The following is a 25,092-nucleotide window of genomic DNA, read 5'->3' as shown; positions in this document are numbered from 1 at the left end:
AGCCGCGCCCCGCTCGGCGGCCGACTGCTGCGCCCCGCAGGGCCAGGGTCCGGCTGCGGACGGCCACCCCCTACGCTGACCGGCGACACGTAACGGCCCACCGTCACGAGGAACCGTCACCAGGAGGACGAGACATGGCAGAGCCGCTGATCGCCGCAGTCGGGGGCAAGGTGCCCGCCGTCGACCCGAGCGCCTTCCTCGCACCGAACGCCGTCGTGGTCGGGGACGTGACGATCGGCCGGGGCGCGGGCGTCTGGTACGGGGCGGTGCTGCGCGGCGACGCCGAGTCCATCACCGTCGGCCCGGACAGCAACATCCAGGACAACTGCACCCTGCACGCCGACCCAGGCTTCCCGCTGGTGGTCGGCCAGCGGATCTCGGTCGGGCACAACGCGGTGCTGCACGGCTGCGTGGTCGAGGACGACGCCCTGGTCGGGATGAACGCCACCGTGCTGAACGGCGCCCGGATCGGCGCCGGGTCGCTGGTCGCGGCCGGCGCGGTGGTGCCGCAGGGGATGCGGGTGCCGCCCGGCTCGCTGGTCGCGGGCGTCCCGGCCAAGGTCCGCCGCGAGCTGACCGAGGACGAGAAGGCCGGCATCAAGGCCAACGGCGAGGGCTACCTGCTGCTGGCCGCCGCCCACCGCGAGATCGAGCCCCTCGGGCCTTAGAGCTTGTGGGACAAGCCCTGGCCCCCGACGCCGAGAGGCGTCACGGCCGCGGCCGGCTCCGGTGCGACGGGGGCCGGTCGGCGCCGGTCGGCGGCCCAGGCGAGCACCGCGATCAGCGCGCCCGACCCGGCCAGGCCGGCACCCACCAGGGTCGGTGCGGTCCAGCCGAGCCGGGCGTCCAGCGCCAGCCCGCCGAAGTAGGCCCCCTGTGCGTTGGCCAGGTTGAACGCGCCCTGCACCGTCGCCGAGGCCAGCGTCGGCGCGCTGCGCGCCTGCTGCAGGACCAGGGTCTGCACCGCCGGCACGATCGCGAAGCCGAACAGCCCGATCAGCACCACCGTGACGGCGGCCGACCAGCGGGCGTGCGCGGTCACGGCGAACAGCGCCAGGGTGGCGGCCAGCAGCACGAAGGCCGTGCAGACCGTCGGGCGCAGCGCCCGGTCGGCCGCGAACCCGCCGAGCACGTTGCCGATCGTCATCCCGACCCCGAACAGCGCCAGCACCAGCGTCACCGAGCCGGTCGCGTACCCGGAGACCTCGGTGAGCAGCGGCGCGATGTAGCTGTAGCAGGCGAAGAAGCCGCCGCAGCCGAACACCACGGTGGCCAGGGCCAGCCACAGCTGCCCGTTGCGGAAGGCCCGCAGCTCGTGCCGGAGCCCGGCCTGCCCGGGGGAGGGCAGCGGCGGCACCAGCCGCGCGATGGCGAGTGTCCCGGCGGCGGCGATCAGGACGACCACCAGCATGGTCGCCCGCCAGCCCAGGTGTTGGCCGAGCAGGGTGGCGGCCGGTACGCCGACGATGTTGGCGACGGTCAGGCCGGAGAACATCACGGCCACCGCCCGGGCCCGCCGGTTCGGGGCGACGAGCTCGGCCGCGGCCACCGCACCGGCCCCGAAGAACGCGCCGTGCGGAAGCCCGGTGACCAGCCGGGCGGCGGCCAGCGTCCAGAAGTCCGGCGCGAGCGCGCACAGCAGGTTTCCGGTGGCGAACAGCCCGGCGAGCGCCACCAGCACCGTCTTGCGCGGACGCCGGGCGGCCAGCGCGGTCAGCAGCGGGGCGCCGACGACCACGCCCAGCGCGTACGCCGAGATCAGCCAGCCCGCCTGCGAGATGGAGACCCGCAGGTCGTCGGCGACCTGGGGGAGCAGCCCCATGGCGGCGAATTCGGTGGTGCCGATGGCGAACGCGGTGACGGCCAGCGCGAGCAGCGCGAGAGGCAAGGGGGTGACTCCGGGGTGACGCCCGCACACGGGGAGGCGGCGGGAAGGGGGATTCGTTCGTCCGGCATCCTCATCCGGCCGGATGACGCCGCCGTGAGGTCCGTGTGACGGGCGGAGGTCGCCAGAGCGGCGTCCACGCGCGAGACTGGGTGCATGTGCCGCAACATCAAGACGCTGCGACCGCCGGTGACGCCCGACGCCGACGAGGACGACTTCCGCGCCGCCGCGCTGCAGTACGTCCGGAAGGTGTCCGGCTTCCGTGCCCCGGCGGCGCACAACCGCGAGGCCTTCGAGCGGGCGGTGGACGCGGTCGCCGAGGCGACCGCCCGGCTGCTCGCCGAACTCGAGGTCCGCGGCACGCCCGCCTGGGCCACCGAGGCCACCGCGTAGGCACTCCCGCCGCGGGACGGGCCTATCGGTCGGCCCGGCACCGGGGCCACGAGACCGGGATCAGGAGACGGAGATGAACCCAGCCAACCGTTACGTGCTCACCTTCCCCGGCACCCCCGGAACCCAGGCCCCGCAGGACGTGGTCGTGGTCACCCGCACCAGCGGGACGGGCCCCGGTGGACACCCCGTGTACGAGGACGCCAGCGGCATCGTCCGGGCCGAGATCAGCGACGCCGGCGAGGTTCGGATGCTCGCCAGCGGCGGCCACCAGTCCCCGCACCTGCCCGTCCACGCCGAGCCGCTGCCCTGACCGCCCGGCTGCCGCCCGGCCCGACCGCCCGCTCCGGCCGCCGGATCTCCGCTCAGCCCGGCCCGACCGCCGCTCCGACCGCCCGATTTCCGTGAACCGCCCGGTCACCGCCCGTCCCTGGGGCAGAATCGCGGGCATGACCACAGCACGCTGGCAGGGCACCGTCATCGCCGAGAGCGACGAGACCGTCGTCGTCGAGGGCAACCACTACTTTCCGGCCGATTCGGTCCGGACCGAGTTCCTGCGCCCGTCCGGGACCACCACCGTGTGCAGCTGGAAGGGCACCGCCGGCTACTACACGCTGGACGTGGACGGGCAGACCAACCCCGACGCGGCCTGGTTCTACGCCGACCCGAAGCCGGAGGCCGAGGAGATCCGCGACCGGGTGGCGTTCTGGCGCGGGGTGGAGATCGCCGACTAGCGCGTACCGCCGGGGCCGAGGGGGTACCGGATATCCATGGCAGTCTTCCGTAAACGCGGACATTCCAGACGCGCCCCCGCCCCCACCCCGGCCCCGGCCCCCACCCCGGCCCCCGCCCCCGACGTCGGCCTGGCCGGCGAGCTCGCCGAACTGGTCGAGGAGGCCGAGCAGCCCGTCGGGGACTGGCAGGTCGCCGAGTACCGCGCCGAGCGCGTCCGGGGCCGGGCCCTGGTGGGGAACGCGGCCCGCCTGCTCGGCGCCGGCGGCCGGGCCGCCGCCCGGGGCGCCGCGTTCGGCGGCCGGGCCCTGACCGAGCAGCTGGTGCAGACCGCGCCCCGGATCCCGGTGCGCGACCTCGCCACGCTGCGCGCCCAGCACCCCGGCGCGACCGACCCCGAGGCGCTGGCCGACCTGATGGTCGCCGGCGCGGTCCGGGCCTCCGGTGCGCTGGGCGCGGGCGTGGGGGCGGCGGCGATGATGCCGGTGCCACCCGCGATGCCGGTGGAGATCGCGGCCGAGACGCTCGCCGTGGCGGCCGTGGAGATCAAGCTGATCGCCGAGCTGCACGAGGTCTACGGCGCCCGGCCCCCGGGCAGCGTCACCCAGCGGGCCGGGGCCTACCTGGGAGCTTGGGCCCACCGCCGGGGGATCGACGCGGGACTGCTGACCCGGCCGGCCGGGTTCGCCGCGCTGGCGCTCGGCGCGGAGGTGCGCCAGCAGGTCCGCCGCCGGCTCACCCGCAGTTCGCTGCGCCGGCTGCCGTCGCTGACCCCGCTACTGGTCGGCGCCGGCATCGGGGCCACCGTCAACCGGCGCGACACCCGCCGGCTGGCCGGCGAGGTCCGGACGGACCTGCGCTCGCGCCCCCCGGCCGACCGCGCCTACTGGGCCGCGGCGGCGCCGGTGGTGAAGGGCGAGGTCGTCCCGGGGGAGTGAGCAAGACGTGCCAGGGGTCCTGCCGAGCCCGGCAGGACCCCCGGACAGGGACGTTAGGCCCCCGGTGGCGCCGGGGCGGCCGCGCCGCGGCCGGCCTTGACGCCGTTCACCATCGCCTGGTGGATCGCTCGCGCGGTGGTCTCGTCGGCCGCCGGCACGGGGCTGCCGGCCACCGTGTACCAGTCCAGCGCGCCGGTGTACTGGACGGTCAGCCGGGTCTCGCCGTCGACCCAGGTGGTGTGCACCGTGAGGTCGCCGGAGATGGGGCCGACCTCGGTGGTGGTCACCCCGCCGGGTCCGCTGATGATCGACTGCGTGGTCCAGGTCGCCCACGACGTGCGCGGGTCGACGGGCGGTCGGGCCTGCCTGCCGTTGTGATCGTGTTCGGTCATGCGCCTATCCTCCCCCGCCGGTGAGCCGCCACCCGGGCGACGACACCTGCGGTCGCGAAGGCCGCCCGGTGCCACCGGGCGGCCGGCTGCTCACAGATGTTCAGCGGTCCGGACCGGACTCCTCCAGGGTGGGCGCACCCTCCGCCTGGGAGGTGTCCTGCGCGTGCAGGTTCTGCATCGAGGTGATGCCTTCTTCGGGATCCGCGGCGCGGACGTCCTCGTCGCGGTCGGCGCTCACCTCGGACCGTTCGCTCATGTCGGTCATCGCGGACTCCGTCTCCTCGGCCGGTCCGGGCGCGCCCGGACCAGGGGCGCAGCAGGGCCGGGTCTGTCCCTCGCCCTTCCAGCCTGCCCCCGCCCCGGCGTCGGGGCCAGCCGGACCACCGGTCCGCCGGCCGGCCCCGCCCGTTCGTCGACCGGGCGCCGTCACCAGGTGACGGGCAGTGACCGCATTCCGTAGATGAGCGATTCCGAGCGGAACTCCAGCTTGTCCGGTGCGGCCGCCAGCCGCAGGCCGGGCAGCCGCCGGAACAGCGTGGACAGGGCGATCTGGAGCTCGGCCCGGGCCAGCGGCTGACCGAGGCACTGGTGCACGCCGAAGCCGAAGGCCATGTGCCGCCGGGCGTCCCGGCCGAGGTCGAGTTCGGCGGCCGGCCGCCGGTCGGCACCGCCGAACAGCTTCTCGTCCTGGTTGGCGGTGGAGATCAGCGCGATCACGCCCTCCCCGGCCTTGATCACGGTGCCGCCCAGCTCGACGTCCTCCAGCGCCACCCGCGGCAGCCCGGTGTCCACGATGGTCAGGTGGCGCAGCAGCTCCTCGATGGCGCCGGGCAGGGTCGCCGGGTCGGCCAGCAGGGCGATCTGCTCGGGCTGTTCGAGCAGCAGGGCGGTGGAGAGCGAGATCATGTTCGCGGTCGTCTCGTGCCCGGCGATCAGCAGCAGGATGCCGGTCGCGGCGACGTCGTCGAGCGTGAGGTCGTCCCGGGCGGCGAGGCGGCTGAGTATGTCGTCGCCCGGCTGCTCCCGCTTGCCGGCCGCGAGGCCGCCGAGGTACTCGCGCAGCTCGTCGAAGGCGGCCCGGACCTCCTCGGCCGAGCTGCGCTTGCTGAGCGCGGTCCGGCTCAGACCCTGGAAGCGGTCCCGGTCCTCGTACGGGACGCCGAGCAGCAGGCAGATCACCAGCGAGGGGACCGGCAGCGCGAACTCGGCGACCAGGTCGGCCTCGGTCCTGCCGTCGGTCATCCGGTCGAGTGCCTCGTCGACGATCTGCTGGATGTCGGGGCGCATCGCCTCGACCCGCTTGACCAGGAAATCGCCGGTGACCATCCGGCGCTGCCGGGCGTGCTCGGGGTCGTCGAGCCGGATGAAGCTCGGGTTCTCGATGACGAGCTCCCGGCGGTTGGCCACCAGCATCGGGAAGGCCGGGTGGCGGGCGTCGGCGCTGAACCGGCGGTCGGACAGGATGGCGCGGACCTCGGCGTAGCCGGTGGCCAGCCAGCAGGACTCGCCGTCGGGCAGGCTGGCGCGGGTGAGCGCCGCCGTCGCGGCGGCCTCGGTGTAGGCGGGCGGCGGGCTGAACGGGCAGCCGACGGCGCGTGGGGCCGGCATCGGCACGGCCTGGGTGGTGGGTGTGCTCGTCAAGGCGGGGTCTCCTTGCGTCGCGATGTCCTCGGTTGGGTGGGTCGGTGGTGCCGGGGCTGACGGTCCGCGCGGCGGTCGGGAACGGTCAGCGATCGTCGGAATCCGGTCGGGTGCCTCAGCCGGCGTCCTCGGCGGGCGCCGCCTCGACGGCGTCCTCCTCGGTGACGCTGATCGCGCCGCCCGGGCAGAGATCGGCGGCGAGTCTCAGTACGGCGAACTGCGCGGGCTCGAATTGGGTCTGACGGAGCCTCACCAGGCTGTCCTGGTCGTCCTGTTCGAAGATGTCCGGGGCGTTCATGACGCACATGCCGGAGCTGCAGCAGCGGTCCCGGTCGACGCTCACCTGCATGGTCGAGCACCTCTCACCAGTGCGGCGCCGGGCGTCCGGCGGCCGCCTCTCGTTGTCATTGCCAACCTAACCGTCACCTCTGCGTCCACGGAGGGTGCGATGCCGGGATCGCCCAGAATGGCCGATTCGATCGGGGTCCGGAGCAGTCCCGCCGCGTAGGAGGTTTGAAATTGACGTTACTCCGCCAACACGTGACTCACAGCCCCTCGGTGGCGGCGATCTCCCGCACGGTGGCGCCGGTGTCGGCCTCCGCCACCCGGCCGGGCCGGTCCTGCGGTTCGCCCGGCCGGGTGGCGGAGACCGAGCTGGAGCCGTCGGAGGCGATCTCGACGACCAGTTCCGGCCGGACCCGTGCCGCCCGGGAGTCCTGCCCGATCCCGCGGGTGCAGACCGGTCCGCGCGCAGGCCGGTCCGGGAGCAGCCCGCACTGCGCCGGAGTGGAGTGCGTGGACGGCCGCTCTTGGCCGTGGTGGAGATCGGCGCGGGGCCGACGGCCCGTCATGCTGGCGCCACACCGCGGCCCGGCGACCCCGGGGCCCGCCCGACCGAGGGAGACCGAGTTGACCACCACGACCCGCTGGAGCGTCGGCGCACCGGAGCGCGCCGACTACCCCGCCTGGCGCGAACTCTTCCGCGGCTACTGCGAGTTCTACCGGGTGCCGATGCCGGAGGAGAAGGCCGAACTGGTCTGGTCCTGGCTCACGGACCCGGACCACGAACTGGAGGGCCTGCTGGTCCGTGCCGGCGACGGGACGCCGGTCGGCCTCGCCCACTACCGCCCCTTCTCCCGCCCGCTGCACGGCGCCGTCGGCGGCTTCCTCGACGACCTGTTCGTCGCGCCCGAGGTACGTGGCGGCGGCGCGGTGGACCTACTGCTGGCCAGGCTGCGGACGATCGCCGCCGAACGCGGCTGGAACACCGTCCGCTGGATCACCTCCGACGACAACCACCGCGCCCGAAGCAAGTACGACCAGGTCGCCACTCGGACCATGTTCGTCACGTACGACATGGCCCCCGACGCCCCCTGAGCCGGATCCGGGAGGCCCCTGAGCCGGGCCCGTGACCCGCCTCCGGACATTCGTTCGGACTTTCTGTTATCGGCGCGCCGCCGGGAGGTCTCCCAGGTGTCGGCACCCGACCCGCCGACCCGGACAGAAAGCGTGGCCACGTGAACAGCGACGACAGGACGACCATCCTCCCGGCGAGCGGTGCCGAGAGCGGCGCACGGAGCGGAGCCCCCGGCCGGACGGGCGGCCGCGCCGCGCGCCGGGCCGCCCAGCGGCACGCGGAACGCCACGGAGGCCGGGGCCGACGGGCCCGAAGGCGCGGCCCGCTCGGCCCGGTCTCCGCCGTCGTCGCCGCCGTGGCCGGCACCGGCCTGCTCGCCGCCCTGGCCGGGGCCGGCTACGCGGCCTACGCCGGCAAGTCGACCGACCGGGACGCCGCCGGCCAGGCGCTGGCCGCGGACAACCTGATAGCCGCCGAGGCCGGCACCCACGACGGCATCCAGGTCCCCGGAGCCGGGGCAGCGGCCCCCACCGTCGCCCTGCCGCCGGTCGACCTGGCCGCCACCGACCCGGCGGCGGCCCCGACCAGCGCCGCCCCGACCACCGCCTCGGCCTCGCCGACCACCTCGCCGACCACCAGCGCGACCCCGACGGCCACCGCGAAGCCGAGCCCGATCGCGACGGCCACCACGCCCGCCCCCACCAAGTCCGCCGGCACCCCCTCCGCCGCGCAGCGCACCGTCGCCCCCGCGAGCACCTCGGCGCCCGCCCCGGCCGGCGGCGGCGCGGCTTCCGGTTACGCCCAGCAGGTCGTCGACCTGGTCAACGTCGAACGCGCCAAGGCCGGCTGCGGCCCGGTCACCGCCGAACCCCGACTGGCGAGCGCGGCCCAGTCGCACAGCGACGACATGGCGGACCGCAACTACTTCGACCACGCCAGCCCCGACGGCTACCACGCCGACCACCGCATCGAGGCGGCCGGCTACCGCTGGAGTACCTGGGGCGAGAACATCGCCCGCGGCCAGAAGGACCCGGCCGCCGTGATGGACTCCTGGATGAACAGCCCCGGCCACCGCGCGAACATCCTGAACTGCGCGTTCAAGCAGCTCGGGGTGGGCGTGCGGAGCGGTTCCGGCGGCCCCTGGTGGACCCAGGTCTTCGCCGCTCCGGCCTGACCGGCCCCTCGTCAGGGCCCGTTTTCCGATTCCGCGCAAATTGTTGTTATCTGATCACTCCCTGCAGGTCTCCGAGGAGGCAGCGGAGGACGGAACACGGCAAGACGGAGTGCGGACCATGAACGCTGACGTGCAGAACGGGACCGGGACCACCCTGGTACGCGCAGCCCAGGCGGGCGACCGGCAGGCCCAGGAGGCGCTGGTCGCCGCCTGGCTGCCGCTCGTCTACAACGTCGCCGGACGCGCCCTGGACGGTCACGCCGACGTCGACGACGTCGCCCAGGAGACCATGATCCGCGCCTTGGACGGCCTCGTCGGGCTGCGCGAACCGGAGTCCTTCCGCTCCTGGCTGGTGGCCATCACCATGAACCAGGTCCGCCGCCGCCACACCGCCGGCCTGCAGCAGCCGACCGTCGGCGGCCTCGACGAGACCTGGGAACTCGTCGACCCCAGGGCCGACTTCACCGACCTCACCATCCTGCGCCTCGGCCTCTCCGGCCAGCGCCGGGAAGTCGCCGAGGCCACCCGCTGGCTCGACCCCGACGACCGTGAACTCCTCGCCCTCTGGTGGCTGGAGGCCGGCGGCGAACTCACCCGCGCCGAACTCGCCGAAGCACTCGACCTGACCCCACAGCACGCCGCCGTCCGCGTCCAGCGGATGAAGAAGCAACTCGAAGCCGGCCGGGTCGTCGTCCGCGCCCTCGGCGCCTACCCCCGCTGCCCCGAACTCACCGAGGTCACGGCCGGCTTCGACGGCACCCCCAACTCGGTGTGGCGCAAGCGCATCGCCCGCCACATCCGCGGCTGCGCCACCTGCGACCGCCTCGGCCGTGACCTCTTCCCCGCCGAGGGGCTGCTGGCCGGACTCGCCCTGGTGCCGATCCCACTCGGCTCGCCCGCGCTGCTGCACTTCCAGCACACCGCGGCCACCGTCGCCACCGCCACCCCGACCGCGGCCGGCACCCACGGCGGCTGGGCCGGGACGGCGGCGCGCAAGGCCGTCCTGGCGAGCGGCACGGCGGCGGTGGTGGCCGTCACCACCCTCGCCCTGGTCTGGTCGCACCCCGCCGAATCCCCGCGGGCGGCGGCCCCCGAACCCACCACCCCGTCCGCCGCGCCCGACATCCCGACGGCCGGCGCGACCCCGGCCGCCGCCCCGGTCACCCTCGCGGCCACGCCCACCGAGACCCCCACCGGGACGCCGACGCCGACCCCGTCACCCACCGCGACCCGGCCCAGTGCCCCGCCACCGCCCAGCCCCGAACGCCAGCTCGTGGACCTCGTCAACGCCGAACGCGCCAAGGCGGGCTGCGCCCCCCTGCGGATCGACCCCCGACTGCACGCCGCCGCCCAGAAGCACGCCGACGACATGGTGGCCCGCGGCTTCTTCGACCACGTCAACCCCGACGGCGTCCGCACCGACGCCCGGTTCACCGCCGCCGGCTACCGCTGGTCCCAGTGGGGCGAGAACCTCGACCGGGGCCCGACCGCCCCCGCCACGGTGTTCACCCGCTGGATGGACGGCGGCATCCACCAGTCCAACATGCTGGACTGCGGCTTCAAGGACGTCGGCATCGGCCTGGCCACCGGCCCCGGCGGCGCCTACTGGACCCAGGACCTCGGCGCCCCGCTGTCCTGACGCCTCGCGGTCCCGACGCCGCCCCGACCTACGCCGGGGTGATCTCGACCAGCCCGTCCGCCGCCCCCGTCGTGAAACCCGTCGCCTCGCCGACCACGCCGCCCGCGTCCCCGACCTGCCCCGGCAACGCGTCCGGCGCACTCGTCACCGACCCGGACGCCCCGTCCTGGCCCCCGACGGCACTGGCGTGCGCACTCGGCGCGGTGAGCGAGGCCACGACACCCACGGCGAGCGAGGCGACGGCGAGCATGCTGCGCTTCTTCATGGCGGGTCCAACGACGATACGCCGGGCGGGTTACGGCGGCGCCAGCCGATTCCCTCTCCCGTGGCGGGAGGCGTAGGAGGGCGGTGGGATGGGGAGGGGACGGGAATGAGTCCGGCAAATCGGTCGAATCGCCGCGCAGTCGGACTCGTCGCCCCCCGACCCACCCACCGCGACACGAAGGGCACCCGATGTACGCAGCCGAGCTCACGCCAGCCGTCCTCGCCGAGCTGCGCCGCCCCCGGCGCTACCCGGCCGTCTCCGTTCTGCTGCCCACCCACCGCAGCGAGCCCGACAACACCCAGGACCCGGTCCGCCTGCGCAACCTCGTCGCCGAGGCGAAGAGCCGGCTGCACGCCGACGAGGCGGTCAGCCGGGCCGACCGGCTGGACGTCGTCGAGCAGCTGGACCGCGCGCTCACCGAGGTCGACCTCGTGCACGCCGAGGACGGCCTGGTGATCTACGCGGCCCCCGGCGAGCACCAGGTGTGGTACCTACCGCGCCCGGTGCCCGCCCGGGTCGTGCTGTCCGAGACCTTCCTGACCCGCAACCTGGTCTCCGCCTACACCGCCGGTGCACCCTACTGGGTGCTGACCGTCGCCGCCGACCGGGTCGCCCTGTTCAGCGGCAGCGGGCCGCGCCTGGTCGAGCACACGGCCGCCGGCTTCCCGCTCGACCAGGTCCCGCCGGACTGGGACGTCGAGCGCAAGGAGCGGATCGGGGACGTGCCGAGCACGTTCCGCGACGAGGAGACCCGCCGCTTCCTGCGTTCGGCCGACACCGCGCTGGCCGCCGTGCTGGAGGCCGACGGCCGCCCGCTCTACGTGCTCGGCGAGGCTGCCGCGATCTCCCTGCTCGACGAGGTCGGCACCGTGGCCAAGCGGGCCGCCGCCCAGGTCTCGCGGGGCGGCCTCGGCCACGCGTCGGCCGCCGCGGTGGCCGAGGCCGTCCGGGCCACCGTCGCCGAGCAGGGCGGCAAGGCCGTCACCGAGCTGCACGAGCGCCTCGACCAGGCCCAGGGCGTCAAGGGCCTGGCCGCCGGCATCGACGAGGTCTGGCAGTCCGTCGCCGAGGGCCGGGCCGCGCTGGTCGCGGTGGAGGAGGACTACTGGCAGCCCGTCCGGGTGACCGACAACCACCTCGTCCCGGCGGCGGCCGGTGAGCCGGACGTCCGCGAGGACATGGTCGACGAGATCGTCGAGCGCGCCCTCGACACCGGTGCCAAGGTGCAGTTCGTCCCCACCGGCGAACTCACCGCCCGCGGTCACATCGCGGCCGTCCTGCGGTATTGACCCGCCTGCTGCGGGCCCGGGCACGGCCCACCGCCGAGGCCCGCAGCGCGGTCGCCGCCCGGCCGGACGGGCGGATCAGCCTCGGCCGGGACTCGGCGAGCTGGTGTCCGCGGGGTTGCCCCGGATCGAGTCGAGCACGTCGTGCACCTGCTGGAGCGTCCGGCCGGAGGGACCCCTCAGGCAGGCCGTCAGCTGGATCATCAGCGGTGTGCCGGACTGGATGACGATCCGGTGGCCCACGAGTTCGCTGTCGCCGCCGCGCAGGAAGCAGTCCTTGTCGAGTGGCGTGTTGGCGAGGCCGGCCTGCGCGTTGGTGAGCTTCTGGACGACGCCCGGGTCGTCGCCCAACCGGAGGGTGAGAAGTGCTCCGTCGACGGGCAGCCGGTCGACGGGCGGGCAGGAGCCGGCCGTCGGCGGGCAGGAGGGCGTCGGCTCGATCGGCCCGGTGGACAGGTAGCCGAAGGCCGACCGGGAGTCGGAGGAGACGGCACTCTGGCTGTACCAGCCGTTCGGGACCTCGGCCATCACGATCGGGAACCTCGAGAAGCGGATCGGTGTGCTGTGCGTCCCGGCTTCGACGGACGGTCCACCGGAGACGGTCGGCTCGGGCGCCGTCGCGGCCGGAACCGACGCGGCAGGCGCCGTGCCCCCCGTCGCCCCCCGCTCCGGCCCGGGGGCGATCGCGGGCGCGGCGGCCAGCGCCGCGGCGACCAGCCCGGCGGTCAGGCCGGCCCCGAGCCCGCCCGCCCGCCGCCGTCGCCGGGTGCGGGCGGCGCGGGCGCGGACCTGGGCCATCCGGTCCTCGGGCTCGGCCAGCACCGGTACGGCCTCGTGGAGCAGGATCCGTAGCTCCTCCTCGCCCTCGACGCCGTCCGGCCCCCGGTCGTCGGGGCCCAGCAGGTCAGTACCGATCACGGTGTCCCCCGTCCAGCATCAGTTCCCGGGCCGGCAAGTGGCCGCGCAGCGCGGCGATCGCGCGGTGCGTCTGGCTCTTGACCGTGCCGGTGCTGCAGCGCAGCACCTCGGCGGTCTCCTCGACGCTGAGGTCCTCGAAGAAGCGCAACACCACGACGGCCCGTTGGCGCGGTGGCAGCGCACGGACGGCCTGGGCGACCACCTGCCCGAGCACCACCTCCTCGTACGGGTCCGCGTTCGCCGCCGGCGGCGGCTCCGGCAGTTCGCCGTGCGGCAGTTCCCCGGTCCAGCGGCGGCGCCACCAGGAGACGTGGCAGTTCACCATCGTCTTGCGCAGGTAGGCCTCGGGCCGGTCGATGGAGATCCGCTCCCATTTGGGCCAGACCTTGGCGAGCGCGGTCTGCAGCAGGTCCTCGGCCTGGTGCGGGTCGCCGGTCAGCAGCCAGGCCACGCGCAGCATCTTCGGGCCGCAGGCGGAGACGAACTCCTCGAAGTCCGGTGTACCGTCGTTCATCCCGCCGTCCCCGCCATGGTGTCCGTGCCGTTCTCGTCAGCCGTGTCGGCCTGGTCGGCCGTGGTCGTGGTGTCCTTCTCACGGCAGCTGAACGCGCTGGACGGTGCTCCGGGTTGCGTGCCGGACGCGGGAATTCCGACGGACCGGCACGGAGACGTTGGACGGCCCGCGAGCCGGCCGGGACTCGGCCGGGCGGCGGGCGGGCCGTGCGCACCACGATGGCGCCCTCGGGCCCGCCCGGCCAGAGGCGCTCACGGGGCGTCCGGGCGCACGGTGCGGCGCGCCCGGGGCGTACGGAGAAGGCCCGGACGGGCGGTGCGCCGGGGACCGGCCCGGACCGGCGAGCGGGTCAGAGCGTCCCGGAGCCGTGCGGCGGCTCGGCGGGGACGCCGCGCGCGGCCGCCGCCGGGGTGGAGCCCACCGGGGCGACCGTCCAGTCCGGGTGACCCGGCATCGGCGGGGTGCGCAGCCCGTACAGCCACTCGGTGAGGAAGCCGCTGAGGTCCTGGCCGGAGACCTCGGAGGCGGTGCGCAGGTAGTCCCGGGTGCTGGCGGTGCCGTGGCGGTGTTCGCGCAGGAAGGTCCGCTCGATCCGGTCGAAGGCGTCGGCGCCGACCCGCTCGCGCAGTGCGAACAGCACCAGCGCGCCACCGGTGTAGCGCTGGCCGTCGAAGAGCGTGGCCGCGGTGGGGGCGGCGACAGGCCCGGCGTCGTGCCGCCACTGGTCGCCGAGGCCGTAGACGGAGCGCATCCGGTCGACCAGGGTGGTGGAGCCCTGGGCGTCCGGCCAGCCGCGTTCGTAGCGGTACGTCAGGGCGTAGAAGTCGGCGTGCCCCTCGTTGAGCCACAGGTCCGCCCAGGTCGCGGGGGAGACGCTGTCGCCGAACCAGGAGTGCACCAGCTCGTGCATCATGTGCGAGCCGATCGCGGGCTCGGGTTGGCGGAGGAAGTTCGGCTTGTAGAGGGTGAGGGTCTGGGTCTCCAGGCCGGTGAAGGCGAAGGCGTCCGGGTCGTCGGTGTCGGCGGGCAGGAGGCCGTAGGTCTCGAAGGGGAACGGCCCGAGGTGCTGTTCGGCCCAGGTCAGCTGGTCGGCCGTGAGTGCCAGGGCGGGTTCGAGCTCGGCGGCCCGGGCGGTCGGGACGACGTCGCGCAGTGGCAGGCCGTGCGGGCCGGTGCGCTCGCGCACGGTGTAGTCGCCGACCGAGACCTGCACGAGTTCGGTGGCCATCGGCTCGCGGGAGACGTAGCGCCGGGTGGTCCGGCCGTCGCCGATCCGCTCGGTCTCCGTCAACTCCCCGTTGGCGACGCCCTGGAGAGCGTCGGGCGCGGTGACGGCGATGGTGAAGCGGGCCTTGTCGCTCGGGTGGTCGTTGCACGGGAAGACGGTGTGCGCGGCGTCCGGCTGGCCGGCCACCGCGAAGCCGTCCGGGGTCGGCACCCAGCCGGTGTGCGGGAGCCTGGCGTGCGGGTCGGCGGTGTACTCGACCGTCAGTTGTGCGGTGGTGCCGCGGTGCAGCGGCCGGGCCGGGGTGATGCTCAGTTTCTCGTCGTGGGCGGCGAACTCCGCCGAGCGCCCGTCGACCCGGACGGCGCGCACGGTCAGGCCGAGCGCGTCCAGCTCCAGGCGCGCCAGCGTGCGGGACGGCCGGGCGGTGATCACCGCGGTCGCGTCGACCGTGCGGGTGTCGGGCCGGTAGTCGAAGGACAGGTCGTAGGCGAGCGCGTCGTACCCGGTGTTGCCGAGTGAGGGGAAGACCGGATCGCCGAGGCCTGCCGCGGCGGTCGCGACCGGGGCGCTGGCGGACAGCAGCGCCGTGCTGAGCGCGAGCGGGAGGGCGAGTCCGGCACGGGGCCTGAGCAGGGTGATCACCGCACTTCGGGAGTCGTGCCTGGGGCGTCGTGCTTGGGGCGTCGGGCTTGGGGCGTCGGGCTTGGGGGATCGGGCTTCGGGAGCCGGGCCGAGGAGCGGGGCCCGGCGGCAGCACGTGTGTGACGCACCGAGCAGGGATGCTAGTGGACCGGGGGCGGCGGCCGGGCGGCGTCTCCGGCAACGGCGCCGACACCCGGCCGTCCCCCGGACGGACCACACTGCTGGCGGGGCCGACGTGCGCTGACTAACGTTCGAAGTGCTTCGCCCCCTGACGGACGAGGCCACGGCCGTCGGAGAACCTGGCCAGGTCCGGCGGCCGTCCCTCATGCCCGCGTGCACCCCGTAGGCTGGCGGCCGAGACGACGCCCGCGTACCGGATGCCAGGAGCCGCCGTGACCAGCCCCGATTCGCACGTTCTGGTGATCGGCGAGTGCGTTGCCGACATCGTCCGCACGGATGGTGCCCCGGACACGGTCCACCCCGGTGGCAGCCCCGCGAACGTCGCGTACGGCCTGGCCCGGCTGGGGCGGCCGGCCACCTTGCTCACCCAACTCGGGGACGACGCCAACGGCCGACTGATCCGGGCGCACCTGGAGTCGGCGGGGGTGGTGGTCCGGGCCGCCGAGGTCGAACGGACGCCCTCGGCCGTGGTGCGACTCGACGGGCAGGGGCGGGCGCGGTACACCTTCGACATCGGCTGGACACTGCCGCCGACCGAGCTGCGCGCGGCGCCGGCCGCGATCCACCTCGGCTCGATCGCGGCCGTCACCGACCCGGGCGCGGCGGCGGTGCTCGACCTGGTCGAGCGCTGGCGCGGCCGGGCGCAGGTCAGCTACGACCCGAACGTGCGCCCCGCGCTGATGGGCGAGCGCGCGCAGGCCGTGCGGCGCGTCGAGCGTTGCGTGGCGCTGAGCGACGTGGTCAAGGCCAGCGACGAGGATCTGGCCTGGCTCTACCCCGGCGAGAGCGCGGAGGCGGTCGCGCGCCGCTGGCTCGCCCTCGGGCCGGCCGTGGTCGCGGTCACCCTGGGCGCCGACGGCGCGTTCGCGCTCACCGCCGAGGGCGTACGGGCGCGGGCCGAGGCGGTCCGGGTGCCGGTGGCCGACACCGTCGGTGCCGGGGACTCCTTCACGGCCGCCTTCCTGCACGCCCGTGCGGCCGGCGCCGGCCTCCCCGGCTGCCTGACCCAGGCCGTGACGGCCGCCGCGCTGACCGTCTCCCGCCCCGGCTCCAACCCGCCCTCGGCGGCGGAACTCACCGCCGCGCTGGCGCCGGCGGGTTAGCGCGCCGACGGGCGCTAGCTAGCGGCCGAGCTCCTTGCCGTACCAGATCTGGGCGTACGGGCGGCTGCTGTAGGCCGGGATCTCGCGGTAGCCGTGGCGGGTGTAGAGCGCGCGGGCCTCGACCAGGTCGAGGCGGGTGTCGAGGACGATCCGGTGGGCGCCGAGCGAGCGGGTGGCCTCGTCGACGGCGGCGAGCAGGCGGGAGCCGCCGCCGGTGCCGCGCAGGCCGGGGCGGACGAAGACCCGGGTCAGCTCGACGGTGTCGGCGTCGTGCCGCCGCAGGCCGGCACAGGACTGGGCCGCGCCGTCGTAGCGGCCGATCAGGAACAGGCCGTCCGGCTCGGCGAGGTCGTCGCTGGGGGAGTCGGCCAGGCCCGACTCCAGTTCCTCGGGGGTGCCCTCGCGGCCGAGGTGCAGGCGGTAGTAGCGGTTGGCCACGTCGTAGTAGTAGTCGCGCAGCAGCGCCAGGGCCTCGGGTGTGGTCACGTCGGCCGTGGTGACGGACCAGAGGTCGGAGGTGCGGGGCGCGGTGATCGTCATGCGCGCATGATCGGTGGTCGTGCGCTCCGGCCGCAATCGAGTTTTCGTGGCCGTGCCCGGTCAGCGGTCGGCTCGGGCGTCGGTTCAGCCGTCGGTTCGGGCGTCGGCTCGGCAAAGGAGGGGCAAGGCGCCCGGCGCGTCGTTGCACCGCGCGGGTGATGAGGGGATTGGCGGAGGTGCGCTGCAGGGGAGCAGTGCGGGTATGAACAGATCATCAAATGGTCGGATTAATGGTGGTTTGAGGGAGCGTCGGCAGGGCGGGGCCGGCCTGGGCGCGGGTGTGCGGACCGGCCTGCTGACCACCGTCTGCCTCTCCGTCGTCGCCGGCTGCGCCGGGTCGGCCGGCTCCCCCCGGCCGGATGCCGTCCCCAACAAGGTGAACGCCGCGCCCGCCGTGGCCCAGGCGCTGCCGGGCCTGGCCCGCAACGAGGAGGAGGGCCGCACCGAGGCGGTGGCCCGCCAGGAGGCGGCCGCCCTGGCGGCGGTGGAGACCGCGCGCCGTTGGGGGTTGGAGCGCCCGCCGCTGAAGACCCCGCCGCGCCCGGCGACCAGGTCGGTGCTGACCCAGTCCCAGGGTGTGAAGCTCAAGGACGGGAGGCCGCCGGTGGTGTACCGGGTGCCGACCGAAGCGAAGGTGGTCTTCCTGACCGTCGACGACGGCGACGAGAAGGACCCCGAGTTCTCCCGGATGGCCGCCGAACTCGGCATCCCGCTCAGCACCTACGTCTCCGACTACCTGGCCCGCTCGAACTACGGCTACTTCCGCGACCTGCACGACCAGGGCGTCGAGATCAACAACCACACCATCAACCACCGCAACCTGAAGGTCCTCGACTACGACACCCAGCACGACGAGATCTGCCGCCAGCAGGACCAGTTGGAGAAGGAGATCGGCGTCCGCCCCCGGCTCTTCCGGCCCCCGTACGGCGAGTACAACGACGACACGCTGCGCGCGGCGGCGTCCTGCGGCGTCGAGGCGGTGCCGTTGTGGAACGAGGAGGCCTTCCCGGACCACATGGAGTGGCGCTACGAGGACCGGAAGCTCCACCCGGGCGACATCATCCTGACCCACTTCCGGGGCACCGGCATCTGGAAGGCCTCGATGCCGGAGCTGCTCCGCAAGGTCGTCAACGACGTCACGGCGCAGGGCTTCTCCTTCGGTCGCCTGGACGACTACCTGTAGGAGACCCTCGGGGTCTCCCGAGGGGGGTCAGCCGAGCGAGAGGGCGTCGAGGTACACCCAAGCGCCCTCGTACCGGACGAACCGGCTGTGCTCGGTGAGCACGCCCTCCTCGCGGCCCTCGGTCCAGTGCGCCCGGAAGGCGACCGTGCCCTCCGCGTGGAAGGCGCCGCCCTCGGTGGTGGCGACCACCTCCAGGCCGGTCCAGCGCAGCGCCGGGTCGAAGTCCACCTCGGTGGGCCGGGTGTCCGGGTGCCAGGTGCGCAGCAGGTACGCCTCGTCCTGGGCGACGAAGGCGCTGAACCGCGAGCGCATCAGGGCCTCCGCGGTGCCGGCCGCCCCCTGGCCGCGGTGCAGCCGCCCGCAGCAGTCGCCGTAGGCGGCGGGCAGGCCGCACGGGCAGGGGGAGGAGGGCAGCAGCCGGGGCGCGGCGGCGGGGCGGGGCGTGGGGCGACGTCGGGACATGCCGTCCATTCTCCCTCCTCCACGCCGGCCGCCCCGACCGGGGCCGCCGGCCCGGCCCGGGCGAGCGCCTTCCGGCCGTCCGTCGGACGCCCCCGGAGCGCGCTCCTCGCCGGGCAAGCGGGCCCCGACCGCTGGTGATCCGGCGTCAGCTGGCGGACGTCGTCCGGGGGCGGGTGTTCAGAGGCGGTCGGATGCGGGTTCGCCGAACCAGGTGCGCAGCGCGCGCAGCAGGCCGTCCGGATCCGCCTCGCCGGGCGCGGCGGCCCAGGCGACGTAGCCGTCCGGGCGCAGCAGCAGCGCGCCGGCGGGCGGTTGCGGGCAGCCGGCCGCGAGGACGTCGACCCGGTCCTTCCAGCCGGCCGCGAGCTCGGCGAACCGCGTCGGGCCCTCCGAGAGGTCGAGCAGCAGGGCGCGGCCGCTGCGGGCGGCCTCGGCGAGCCGGGTGGGCCCGGCGGTGGTGGTGAGCGGGAGGTCCGGCACGAAGCCGCCGGCGAGCGGGTGCGGGCAGTCGGTGTCGTACCGGACGTCGCTGCCCGCCATGAGCGCGGCGATCCGGCCGAGGTTGTCCTGGTGGGACAGCAGCTCGCCGAACAGGGCACGCAGGGCGGTGACGGCCGGGCCCGGGGACATCAGGGCCATCTGGGCCTGCGAGTGCATGAAGACCCGTTCGCCGATCGGGTACCGCTCGCGGTGGTAGCTGTCCAGCAGACCGGGCGGCGCCCAGCCCTGGAGTTCGGCGGCCAGCTTCCAGCCGAGGTTGGCGGCGTCCTGGAGGCCCAGGTTGAGGCCCGGGCCGCCGGTGGCGGCGTGCACGTGCGCGGCGTCGCCGACCAGCAGGACCCGGCCCTCGCGGTAACGCTCGGCGAGCCGGGTGTTGTGGCCGACCTGGCGGCGCGGGGTGTGCGCGCCGGGCGTGCTCGCCGGGGCGAGCGCCAGGTCGGCGCCGGTCACCCGCCGGACGCTGGCGCGCAGTTCGTCCACGGTGGGCGGCACGGACTCGTCGACGGGCGGTCCGCTCCACTCCAGCGTGGCCATCATGACGAGCTCCGGGCCCATCGGGGCGAGGACGAAGACGCCGTGGTCGGTGCGGGTGTGGGTGTACGGGAGGAAGGGCGTGGGACAGCCGGGCAGCAGCACCTCGCCGGTGTCGAGGACGCGCAGCTCCGCGGGCGGGAGCACGTGCGCGATCCGCGCGACCGGGTCGGGCGAGGTGACCCCGGGGAAGCCGATCCCGGCCAGCTTGCGGACGGTGCTGCGGCCGCCGTCGGCGCCGACCAGGTAGTGGGCGCGCAACTGCTCAGCCCCGCTCGGGCCGTCGACGTCGACGGTCACCCCGGTGTCGTCCCGGGTCAGGCCGGTGACCTCGAAGCCGCGGCGTACGGTGACGCCGAGTTCGCGGGCCCGCTCCTCCAGCGCCTCCTCGATCCGGTGCTGCGGAACGGGCAGGGCGTGCAGCGGATTGCCGTCGAGCTGCCGGAGGTCGAGCGGGAAGGCGCCGAACACGAAGCGGGGTACCGGCTCCGGCGCGCCCGGGGCGCCCGTGAGCCGCTGGTACAGGCCGCGGTGGTCCAGCAGCCGGATCACCTGGCCGACCAGCCCGTTGGCCTTCTGCTCCGCGGAGCGTTCGGCCAGCCGGTCCAGCACCACCGGCCGTACTCCGGCCAGCGCGAGTTCGCAGGCCAGCATCAGCCCGTTCGGGCCGGCGCCGGTGATGATGACATCGTTGGTCATGGTAAATCCCCCTGTGCGATGGTGAGTTCACGAAGACGATGGGTCGGGCAACCCGGCCGCACTCCTCCCAGAAACCTGCGTGCCGCGCAAGGGTGCGTGGCACGCAGCTTTCCTCGGGCGTGCCCGCCGGGCGTCAGCGCCCCCGCGCGACCACGAAGCCGGGCAGCGCGAACAGGAACTCCCGTGCCTCGTCGGCCTCCTGGCCCCGGCCTTGGCCCCCGACCGGCTCCGCCCCGAGTACCTGGTCGATCTCCCGCTCGGCGGCCGCCACCAGTCCGGCCGCCGCCTGCCGTGCGCTCTCCACGCAGTCGTACGCCGCCATCCGGTCGAGCAGCCAGCGCACCTCCTCGGCGCCGCCGGGGCCTCGCTGCGCCCGGGTCGCGCTCAGGTATCCGAGCACGCGGGCGCGTTCGGCGGGCGTGCAGCGCTCGATCAGGTGGATCAGGAGCAGCGTGCGCTTGCCCTCCCAGAGGTCCCCGGCGATCTCCTTGCCGTACTCCTCCTCGGCGCCGACCAGGTTGAGCACGTCGTCCTGGATCTGGAACGCCGCGCCCAGGTACCAGCCGAACCGGTCCAGCCGGGTGGCCTCGGCGTCGGCGCCCTCGGCGACCAGCAGCGGTGCGGCACGGGTAGAGGAAGGTGTACCAGGAGGTCTTCTTGAGGCACATCCGGTAGTAGTCGCCGGGGGTCAGGCCGCAGGCGTTGTCGCGGATCCAGGCGATCTCCAGCGCCTGCCCCTCCAGCGACTGGCGGCACATCAGCTCGGTCTCCTCGAACATCCGCCAGGCCAGTTCGCCGCCCAGCTCCCGGCGGTTGGCCATCAGCCGCTGGAGGGCGAGCAGGTTGGTGGCGTTGCCGACGTTCAGTGCCACCTCGGCGCCGTAGCGGGCCGGCAGGGTCGGCTCGCCCCGGCGCAGTTCGCTGCCGTCCTGGATGTCGTCGTGGATCAGGAAGGCGTTGTGGAACAGCTCGACCGTGACGGCCGGGTTGAGCGCGCGCACCGGGTCGCCGCCGAAGGCCGCGCAGGTGGCCAGGCAGAGCGCGGCGCGCAGCCCCTTGCAGGGCCGGGCCGGGTAGTCGGCGGCCAGTTCGTAGAGGTACGGCGGGCTCTGCTGCGGGATGTGGCCCAGCAGGGCGGCCACCGTCCGCTCCCGGTAGCGGGCCAGCACCCGCTCGACCAGCGGGGCGTCGCCGGTGAGCCGTGGCGGTGTCACCCCTCCTGCCGGCCGTCGGGCTCCTGGGTGGAGGTGTGCTGCGGCCCGAAGGCGTTGGCCAGCCCCTGGTTGGCGAGGCCGGGGGCGAGGCTGCCGAGGCTGAGCAGCAGGTTGACGATGTCGTGCGCGTCGGCGGTGAGCTTCTGGGTCTGCTCGGCGGCGTCGCCGGTGGTGCTGCCGAGCACCCGGGCGCTCACCGCGTCGATCAGCTGGTGGGTGTTCTCGGAGACCCGCTGCACCAGCTTGTCGAACTCCTCCTGGTCGACCCGGTGTTCGCCGGTCACCCGCGCTCCGGCCGTCTTGGCGTCGGCGAGCCCGGCGGCGATTTCGCGCTCCAGGACGGCGGCCGCCTCCATGACCGCGCGCGAGCCCTGCTCGCCCAACTCGCTGAACCGACCGGCATCGGGCATGGCCGACCTCCAGGTTCGTGCCCCGGGCGGGCCGGGGAACAACGTCGCAATGACGACCGATGGTACAGGTCCGTGCGCGGAGCGTGTCCGGCGGGCGGGGTTGTGATGAGTCGCCGGGAGGCTCGGCGAGTCGCCCCGCGCCCCCGGTTGGTCACTGATAGTAGTGGCCTGGTCGCGGAGCGATCTCCCGCGCGCCGGTTCGGTGGGACGGCTCGACACGGGCGTCCCGACCGCACACCTCGACAGGACATTGAGGAGTGGTCATGGGTGGCAGACAGCGTCCGCCGAGAGTTCGGACCCCTCGGCAGGGCAGGGCCGCCGGCGGCGGCCGGGTGAACGCCCGGGTGGAGATCGCCCGACTGGAGGGCTATCTGGCCTGGGAGGCCGAGGTGTCGGCGGCCGAACGGGACGCTCGGGCCTTCGCCGAGCAGTTCCCGTGGCTACCCGCCGCCGAGCGGGAGAGCCTCGAACAGGCCTACGCCGCCGATCGGCTGCGCTACGCGGAGGAGGTCGTCGACCGCGCCGTCGAGCGCTGCCGCCGGCTGGCTGCCCGCTACCGCAGCGAGTGCCGCCGGATCTGCACCCGTTGGGCCGCGCTGTGCCTGTCCGTCACGCTGGCGGCGGCGCTGTTCGCCGTCGTCCCGGCGGCCCTGCGGGGCTAGTGCCGGGCCCGCGACGCCGGGCGCAACCGCGAGGGCCCGCTACGCCGGTGGCGGCGCAGCGGGCCCTCGCGGTGTCCGCAGGGGTCAGTGGTGGCCGTGGCCGCTGCTGATCTCCTGGTGCTCCTCGGCGGTGGGCTTGGCGATCTGGCTGCCCTCGCCGTAGAAGCCGCGGGACAGCTTGGCCCTGGCCCGGGTGAACAGTCCGGCCTTGCGGGCCACTCCGTTCTCGTCCACCTCGGGCGCGAGTTCCACCTGTTGCGGTTGGTCATGCGCCGTGAGGGTGTACATCCGGCCCGGCGGGAGCGGGGCGTGCACCTCGACGTACTCGCCGTGCTGGAGCCGGTTGATGACGCCGGTCTCCCGGCCGTGCAGCACCTTCTCCTTGTCGCGCCGCTGCAGGCCCAGGCACCACCGCTTGGTGATCACGAAGACGATCACCGGCAGGGCGAAGAAGCCGGTGCGCACCGCGTAGGTGATCGCGTTGATCGACAGGTGGAAGTGGGTGGCGAGCAGGTCGTTGCCGCCGCCGGCCAGCAGGATCAGGTAGAGGCTGATCCAGGCCGCGCCGAAGGCCGTGCGCACCGGCGCGTTGCGCGGGCGCTGGGCGATGTGGTGCTCGCCGCGGTCCCCGGTGACCCAGGCCTCCAGGAACGGGTAGCACCAGATGACCAGCAGCACGGTCGGGAAGACCATCAGCGGGATGAACACCCCGAGGTTCAGGGTGTGGCCGCCCCAGACGCTGATCTCCCAGCCGGGCATCACGCGGATCAGTCCCTCGGAGAAGCCCATGTACCAGTCCGGCTGGGCGTCGGTGGACACCTGGTCGGGCCGGTAGGGGCCGTACAGCCAGATCGGGTTGACGGTGGCGATCGCCGACATGAACGCGACCACGCCGAAGACCAGGAAGAAGAAGCCGCCCGCCTTGGCCGTGTAGACCGGCAGCAGCGGCATGCCGACCACGTTCTCGTTGGTCCGGCCGGGCCCCGCGAAGTGGGTGTGCTTGTGGTAGAAGACCAGGATCAGGTGCGCCGCGAGCAGGCCCAGCATGACCCCAGGGATCAGCAGGATGTGCACGGTGAACAGCCGCGGAATGATGTCCGTGCCGGGGAACTCCCCGCCGAAGATGAAGAATTGCAGGTACGTGCCGACGATCGGCACGGCCAGCACCGCGCCCTCCATGAACCGGATGCCGGTGCCGGAGAGCAGGTCGTCCGGCAGCGAGTAGCCCATGAAGCCGTCGAACATGCCGAGGAAGAGCAGCAGCGCGCCGAAGATCCAGTTGATCTCGCGGGGCTTGCGGAACGCGCCGGTGAAGAAGACGCGCATCATGTGCGTGAGCATCGCGGCGATGAAGACGATCGCCGCCCAGTGGTGGATCTGGCGCATCAGCAGGCCGCCGCGGACGTCGAAGCTGATGTTGATCGTGGAGGCGTAGGCCTGCGACATCTGGATGCCCTTGAGGGGGACGTACGCGCCGTCGTAGACGACCTCGCCCATGCTCGGATTGAAGAACAGGGTCAGCCAGACGCCGGTCAGGATGATGATGACGAAGGTGTAGAGCGCGATCTCGCCCAGCATGAAGGACCAGTGGTCCGGGAAGATCTTGCGCAGGTTGGCCTTGGCCAGGGAATAGATGCCGAGGCGGCCGTCGGCCCAGTCGGCCAGGGCCTCGGCCTTGTTCGCGGGCTTGGCGCGTGAGCTGGTCACCGGTCCCGGCTGCGACTGCTGGTCGGTTCTCACGACGGGCTCCCCGGCGTTCTCGGCGTGCCGTGCTGGAGGCCCGCCGGCGGAAACGCCGGCCGGCGAAGTGTTGTGATCATGGGACCTCTCGATACGGGCCCGCCGGCTGGACCGGCACGCGGAGGCGGTGACCCGCTGGACCCGTTGCTCAGGGTGATGGGGCGCTTACTCTGTCATGCTGTCGGCAGGGGGCCGACTGTGCACGTCCATCGGCCCGTCCGGCCGCTCGTGTCGAGCCGGACGGGGGGTTCTGACGTCCGTTCGGCCGCCCGGACGGGCGGTGGTGCTGCGGCCGGGTGCCGCTGAATCGTTTCGGCGCGCGCCGCGTCCGGAGGTCGCGTGACCCCGGCCCTACGCTGCGCCAATGGTGGATCACCCTGAACTCTTCGAGGACGTCACCGCGGCCCTCGCCCGCGCCGGGTTCGACACCGCACCGGGCCCGTCCCGACTGCGGATCGGCCGTCGCCGGGAGGGGGTGGCGGTCGGCTGGGCACCGGGGGAGGGGTCGGACGGGCCGCCCTCCCGGGGAGCGCGAGAGGCGGTCAGCGGCGCGGCCGCCGTCGTGCTGCGCGAGTGCGGCTATCGGGTCGCCGAGACGGACGACGGCGAGCTGCTGGTGACGCCCGCCGCCGAACCGGTGGCGGTGGCGGCGGAGCCGGGGGTGGCGCCCGAGCAGTGGTGGGGGTAGCTCCTTCCCCGCGGCGGAGGACCGCCGGGCCGGCGGGCCGCTTGGCAACCCTCATACCGAACCCTTACCTGAACGGGGGGTGCAGTTGACCACGGCGGCTCTAAGGTTTGCCTAAGCTAAGCCGAAGCGCCCTGGGCCACCGTGTCCGGGGCGTTCGGCTGTGCCGCTCCGCCGTCAC

The 25,092-nt window shown here is 74.2% G+C and carries 28 protein-coding genes and 1 pseudogene; 13 read left to right on the top strand and 16 right to left on the bottom strand.

What is annotated here, in order from left to right:
- Positions 1 to 134 precede the first annotated feature (134 nt).
- The gene (locus tag ACIO5E_RS32705; RefSeq protein ID WP_400674881.1) at positions 135 to 668 is read left to right on the top strand and encodes a gamma carbonic anhydrase family protein; all 534 of its coding nucleotides are present in this window, start codon (positions 135 to 137) and stop codon (positions 666 to 668) included.
- Here the strand turns inward: ACIO5E_RS32705 and ACIO5E_RS32700 are convergent.
- Complete coding sequence (locus tag ACIO5E_RS32700; protein ID WP_400674879.1) at positions 665 to 1,888, bottom strand: MFS transporter; 1,224 nt, start codon at positions 1,886 to 1,888, stop codon at positions 665 to 667. The genes ACIO5E_RS32705 and ACIO5E_RS32700 overlap by 4 nt on opposite strands.
- A gap of 153 nt (positions 1,889 to 2,041) precedes the next feature.
- Between ACIO5E_RS32700 and ACIO5E_RS32695 the strand changes: the two genes are divergently transcribed.
- The 4 genes from ACIO5E_RS32695 (at position 2,042) to ACIO5E_RS32680 (ending at position 3,945) form a co-directional block, all read left to right on the top strand.
- Positions 2,042 to 2,278, top strand: a complete 237-nt coding sequence (locus tag ACIO5E_RS32695; RefSeq protein ID WP_400674876.1) for a DUF2277 domain-containing protein — start codon at positions 2,042 to 2,044, stop codon at positions 2,276 to 2,278.
- A gap of 73 nt (positions 2,279 to 2,351) precedes the next feature.
- The gene (locus ACIO5E_RS32690; RefSeq protein WP_400674873.1) at positions 2,352 to 2,588 is read left to right on the top strand and encodes a DUF6296 family protein; all 237 of its coding nucleotides are present in this window, start codon (positions 2,352 to 2,354) and stop codon (positions 2,586 to 2,588) included.
- A 136-nt stretch (positions 2,589 to 2,724) separates the two neighbouring features.
- Positions 2,725 to 3,009: a DUF427 domain-containing protein gene (locus ACIO5E_RS32685; protein WP_400674871.1), complete on the top strand. Its 285-nt coding sequence runs from the start codon at positions 2,725 to 2,727 to the stop codon at positions 3,007 to 3,009.
- Between the two features lie 36 nt (positions 3,010 to 3,045).
- Positions 3,046 to 3,945, top strand: a complete 900-nt coding sequence (locus ACIO5E_RS32680; protein WP_400674868.1) for a hypothetical protein — start codon at positions 3,046 to 3,048, stop codon at positions 3,943 to 3,945.
- Positions 3,946 to 3,998: 53 nt separating this feature from the next.
- Here the strand turns inward: ACIO5E_RS32680 and ACIO5E_RS32675 are convergent, their stop codons facing one another.
- From ACIO5E_RS32675 to ACIO5E_RS32655, 5 genes are all read right to left on the bottom strand, one after another.
- Positions 3,999 to 4,337: a hypothetical protein gene (locus tag ACIO5E_RS32675; RefSeq protein ID WP_400674866.1), complete on the bottom strand. Its 339-nt coding sequence runs from the start codon at positions 4,335 to 4,337 to the stop codon at positions 3,999 to 4,001.
- A gap of 100 nt (positions 4,338 to 4,437) precedes the next feature.
- Positions 4,438 to 4,602: a hypothetical protein gene (locus ACIO5E_RS32670; protein ID WP_280683469.1), complete on the bottom strand. Its 165-nt coding sequence runs from the start codon at positions 4,600 to 4,602 to the stop codon at positions 4,438 to 4,440.
- Positions 4,603 to 4,763: 161 nt separating this feature from the next.
- Positions 4,764 to 5,978 (bottom strand): cytochrome P450, encoded by a 1,215-nt coding sequence (locus tag ACIO5E_RS32665; protein WP_400674864.1) that lies wholly within the window; start codon positions 5,976 to 5,978, stop codon positions 4,764 to 4,766.
- 115 nt (positions 5,979 to 6,093) lie between these two features.
- Entirely contained in the window at positions 6,094 to 6,327 is a 234-nt protein-coding gene (locus tag ACIO5E_RS32660) for a ferredoxin (protein WP_400674862.1), read from the bottom strand.
- 196 nt (positions 6,328 to 6,523) lie between these two features.
- Positions 6,524 to 6,829, bottom strand: a complete 306-nt coding sequence (locus tag ACIO5E_RS32655; protein ID WP_400674859.1) for a hypothetical protein — start codon at positions 6,827 to 6,829, stop codon at positions 6,524 to 6,526.
- A gap of 58 nt (positions 6,830 to 6,887) precedes the next feature.
- On the opposite strand from ACIO5E_RS32655, the gene ACIO5E_RS32650 reads away from it, so the two are divergent.
- The 3 genes from ACIO5E_RS32650 to ACIO5E_RS32640 all read left to right on the top strand — a co-directional run bounded on the left by ACIO5E_RS32650 (position 6,888) and on the right by ACIO5E_RS32640 (position 10,148).
- On the top strand, positions 6,888 to 7,355 hold the full coding sequence (locus tag ACIO5E_RS32650; RefSeq protein WP_400674856.1) for a GNAT family N-acetyltransferase: 468 nt from the start codon (positions 6,888 to 6,890) through the stop codon (positions 7,353 to 7,355).
- Between the two features lie 140 nt (positions 7,356 to 7,495).
- Positions 7,496 to 8,509 carry a CAP domain-containing protein gene (locus tag ACIO5E_RS32645; RefSeq protein ID WP_400674853.1) on the top strand — a complete coding sequence of 338 codons (1,014 nt, stop codon included), beginning with the start codon at positions 7,496 to 7,498 and terminating at the stop codon, positions 8,507 to 8,509.
- A 118-nt stretch (positions 8,510 to 8,627) separates the two neighbouring features.
- Positions 8,628 to 10,148, top strand: coding sequence for a sigma-70 family RNA polymerase sigma factor (locus ACIO5E_RS32640; protein ID WP_400674850.1), 1,521 nt, complete (start codon positions 8,628 to 8,630; stop codon positions 10,146 to 10,148).
- Positions 10,149 to 10,176: 28 nt separating this feature from the next.
- Here ACIO5E_RS32640 and ACIO5E_RS32635 read toward each other — a convergent pair whose 3' ends face one another.
- Positions 10,177 to 10,413 carry a hypothetical protein gene (locus ACIO5E_RS32635; RefSeq protein WP_400674848.1) on the bottom strand — a complete coding sequence of 79 codons (237 nt, stop codon included), beginning with the start codon at positions 10,411 to 10,413 and terminating at the stop codon, positions 10,177 to 10,179.
- A gap of 188 nt (positions 10,414 to 10,601) precedes the next feature.
- Here ACIO5E_RS32635 and ACIO5E_RS32630 point away from each other — a divergent pair, with 188 nt between their 5' ends.
- Entirely contained in the window at positions 10,602 to 11,702 is a 1,101-nt protein-coding gene (locus tag ACIO5E_RS32630; protein WP_400674845.1) for a chemotaxis protein, read from the top strand.
- Positions 11,703 to 11,777: 75 nt separating this feature from the next.
- Here ACIO5E_RS32630 and ACIO5E_RS32625 read toward each other — a convergent pair whose 3' ends face one another.
- From ACIO5E_RS32625 to ACIO5E_RS32615, 3 genes are all read right to left on the bottom strand, one after another.
- Positions 11,778 to 12,617 carry a hypothetical protein gene (locus ACIO5E_RS32625; RefSeq protein WP_400674842.1) on the bottom strand — a complete coding sequence of 280 codons (840 nt, stop codon included), beginning with the start codon at positions 12,615 to 12,617 and terminating at the stop codon, positions 11,778 to 11,780.
- Entirely contained in the window at positions 12,604 to 13,131 is a 528-nt protein-coding gene (locus ACIO5E_RS32620; RefSeq protein ID WP_400674840.1) for a SigE family RNA polymerase sigma factor, read from the bottom strand. The genes ACIO5E_RS32625 and ACIO5E_RS32620 overlap by 14 nt, the downstream gene beginning before the upstream one ends.
- Positions 13,132 to 13,480: 349 nt before the next feature.
- Complete coding sequence (locus ACIO5E_RS32615; protein ID WP_400674837.1) at positions 13,481 to 15,001, bottom strand: M1 family metallopeptidase; 1,521 nt, start codon at positions 14,999 to 15,001, stop codon at positions 13,481 to 13,483.
- A 392-nt stretch (positions 15,002 to 15,393) separates the two neighbouring features.
- On the opposite strand from ACIO5E_RS32615, the gene ACIO5E_RS32610 reads away from it, so the two are divergent.
- Positions 15,394 to 16,284 carry a carbohydrate kinase gene (locus tag ACIO5E_RS32610; protein ID WP_400674835.1) on the top strand — a complete coding sequence of 297 codons (891 nt, stop codon included), beginning with the start codon at positions 15,394 to 15,396 and terminating at the stop codon, positions 16,282 to 16,284.
- Positions 16,285 to 16,302: 18 nt separating this feature from the next.
- Here ACIO5E_RS32610 and ACIO5E_RS32605 read toward each other — a convergent pair whose 3' ends face one another.
- On the bottom strand, positions 16,303 to 16,824 hold the full coding sequence (locus ACIO5E_RS32605) for a GNAT family N-acetyltransferase (RefSeq protein ID WP_400674832.1): 522 nt from the start codon (positions 16,822 to 16,824) through the stop codon (positions 16,303 to 16,305).
- Between the two features lie 238 nt (positions 16,825 to 17,062).
- On the opposite strand from ACIO5E_RS32605, the gene ACIO5E_RS32600 reads away from it, so the two are divergent.
- Positions 17,063 to 18,007: a polysaccharide deacetylase family protein gene (locus ACIO5E_RS32600; RefSeq protein WP_400674830.1), complete on the top strand. Its 945-nt coding sequence runs from the start codon at positions 17,063 to 17,065 to the stop codon at positions 18,005 to 18,007.
- Between the two features lie 27 nt (positions 18,008 to 18,034).
- Here the strand turns inward: ACIO5E_RS32600 and ACIO5E_RS32595 are convergent, their stop codons facing one another.
- The 4 genes and pseudogenes from ACIO5E_RS32595 to ACIO5E_RS32580 all read right to left on the bottom strand — a co-directional run bounded on the left by ACIO5E_RS32595 (position 18,035) and on the right by ACIO5E_RS32580 (position 21,824).
- Positions 18,035 to 18,469 carry a YchJ family protein gene (locus ACIO5E_RS32595; protein ID WP_400674827.1) on the bottom strand — a complete coding sequence of 145 codons (435 nt, stop codon included), beginning with the start codon at positions 18,467 to 18,469 and terminating at the stop codon, positions 18,035 to 18,037.
- Between the two features lie 177 nt (positions 18,470 to 18,646).
- Positions 18,647 to 20,200, bottom strand: a complete 1,554-nt coding sequence (locus ACIO5E_RS32590; protein ID WP_400674824.1) for an FAD-dependent monooxygenase — start codon at positions 20,198 to 20,200, stop codon at positions 18,647 to 18,649.
- A 133-nt stretch (positions 20,201 to 20,333) separates the two neighbouring features.
- A pseudogene (locus ACIO5E_RS32585) lies at positions 20,334 to 21,342 on the bottom strand (polyprenyl synthetase family protein).
- A gap of 68 nt (positions 21,343 to 21,410) precedes the next feature.
- A complete protein-coding gene (locus ACIO5E_RS32580; RefSeq protein ID WP_400674822.1) occupies positions 21,411 to 21,824 on the bottom strand; it encodes a hypothetical protein in 414 nt (137 codons plus the stop codon).
- A gap of 263 nt (positions 21,825 to 22,087) precedes the next feature.
- On the opposite strand from ACIO5E_RS32580, the gene ACIO5E_RS32575 reads away from it, so the two are divergent.
- Complete coding sequence (locus tag ACIO5E_RS32575) at positions 22,088 to 22,486, top strand: cytochrome C oxidase subunit I (RefSeq protein WP_400674819.1); 399 nt, start codon at positions 22,088 to 22,090, stop codon at positions 22,484 to 22,486.
- Between the two features lie 84 nt (positions 22,487 to 22,570).
- Here the strand turns inward: ACIO5E_RS32575 and ACIO5E_RS32570 are convergent, their stop codons facing one another.
- Entirely contained in the window at positions 22,571 to 24,193 is a 1,623-nt protein-coding gene (locus ACIO5E_RS32570; RefSeq protein WP_400674980.1) for a cytochrome bc complex cytochrome b subunit, read from the bottom strand.
- 397 nt (positions 24,194 to 24,590) lie between these two features.
- On the opposite strand from ACIO5E_RS32570, the gene ACIO5E_RS32565 reads away from it, so the two are divergent.
- Complete coding sequence (locus ACIO5E_RS32565; protein WP_400674817.1) at positions 24,591 to 24,914, top strand: hypothetical protein; 324 nt, start codon at positions 24,591 to 24,593, stop codon at positions 24,912 to 24,914.
- The last annotated feature ends 178 nt before the right edge of the window (positions 24,915 to 25,092 follow it).

Source organism: Kitasatospora sp. NPDC087314 (assembly GCF_044744365.1).
Taxonomy (GTDB): Bacteria; Actinomycetota; Actinomycetes; order Streptomycetales; family Streptomycetaceae; genus Kitasatospora.
Note: the sequence above shows the minus strand (reverse complement) of the source record. Positions and strands in the feature narration are given on the sequence as shown.

What these genes read in the sequence shown, in the direction of transcription:
- ACIO5E_RS32635 (WP_400674848.1), bottom strand. Translation starts at nt 10,413, where the DNA reads ATGAAGAAGCGCAGCATGCTCGCCGTCGCCTCGCTCGCCGTGGGTGTC.
- ACIO5E_RS32655 (WP_400674859.1), bottom strand. Translation starts at nt 6,829, where the DNA reads ATGACGGGCCGTCGGCCCCGCGCCGATCTCCACCACGGCCAAGAGCGG.
- ACIO5E_RS32630 (WP_400674845.1), top strand. Translation starts at nt 10,602, where the DNA reads ATGTACGCAGCCGAGCTCACGCCAGCCGTCCTCGCCGAGCTGCGCCGC.
- ACIO5E_RS32695 (WP_400674876.1), top strand. Translation starts at nt 2,042, where the DNA reads ATGTGCCGCAACATCAAGACGCTGCGACCGCCGGTGACGCCCGACGCC.
- ACIO5E_RS32565 (WP_400674817.1), top strand. Translation starts at nt 24,591, where the DNA reads ATGGTGGATCACCCTGAACTCTTCGAGGACGTCACCGCGGCCCTCGCC.
- ACIO5E_RS32640 (WP_400674850.1), top strand. Translation starts at nt 8,628, where the DNA reads ATGAACGCTGACGTGCAGAACGGGACCGGGACCACCCTGGTACGCGCA.
- ACIO5E_RS32670 (WP_280683469.1), bottom strand. Translation starts at nt 4,602, where the DNA reads ATGACCGACATGAGCGAACGGTCCGAGGTGAGCGCCGACCGCGACGAG.
- ACIO5E_RS32605 (WP_400674832.1), bottom strand. Translation starts at nt 16,824, where the DNA reads ATGACGATCACCGCGCCCCGCACCTCCGACCTCTGGTCCGTCACCACG.
- ACIO5E_RS32575 (WP_400674819.1), top strand. Translation starts at nt 22,088, where the DNA reads ATGGGTGGCAGACAGCGTCCGCCGAGAGTTCGGACCCCTCGGCAGGGC.
- ACIO5E_RS32685 (WP_400674871.1), top strand. Translation starts at nt 2,725, where the DNA reads ATGACCACAGCACGCTGGCAGGGCACCGTCATCGCCGAGAGCGACGAG.
- ACIO5E_RS32675 (WP_400674866.1), bottom strand. Translation starts at nt 4,337, where the DNA reads ATGACCGAACACGATCACAACGGCAGGCAGGCCCGACCGCCCGTCGAC.
- ACIO5E_RS32705 (WP_400674881.1), top strand. Translation starts at nt 135, where the DNA reads ATGGCAGAGCCGCTGATCGCCGCAGTCGGGGGCAAGGTGCCCGCCGTC.
- ACIO5E_RS32595 (WP_400674827.1), bottom strand. Translation starts at nt 18,469, where the DNA reads ATGTCCCGACGTCGCCCCACGCCCCGCCCCGCCGCCGCGCCCCGGCTG.
- ACIO5E_RS32590 (WP_400674824.1), bottom strand. Translation starts at nt 20,200, where the DNA reads ATGACCAACGATGTCATCATCACCGGCGCCGGCCCGAACGGGCTGATG.
- ACIO5E_RS32680 (WP_400674868.1), top strand. Translation starts at nt 3,046, where the DNA reads ATGGCAGTCTTCCGTAAACGCGGACATTCCAGACGCGCCCCCGCCCCC.
- ACIO5E_RS32580 (WP_400674822.1), bottom strand. Translation starts at nt 21,824, where the DNA reads ATGCCCGATGCCGGTCGGTTCAGCGAGTTGGGCGAGCAGGGCTCGCGC.
- ACIO5E_RS32620 (WP_400674840.1), bottom strand. Translation starts at nt 13,131, where the DNA reads ATGAACGACGGTACACCGGACTTCGAGGAGTTCGTCTCCGCCTGCGGC.
- ACIO5E_RS32690 (WP_400674873.1), top strand. Translation starts at nt 2,352, where the DNA reads ATGAACCCAGCCAACCGTTACGTGCTCACCTTCCCCGGCACCCCCGGA.
- ACIO5E_RS32660 (WP_400674862.1), bottom strand. Translation starts at nt 6,327, where the DNA reads ATGCAGGTGAGCGTCGACCGGGACCGCTGCTGCAGCTCCGGCATGTGC.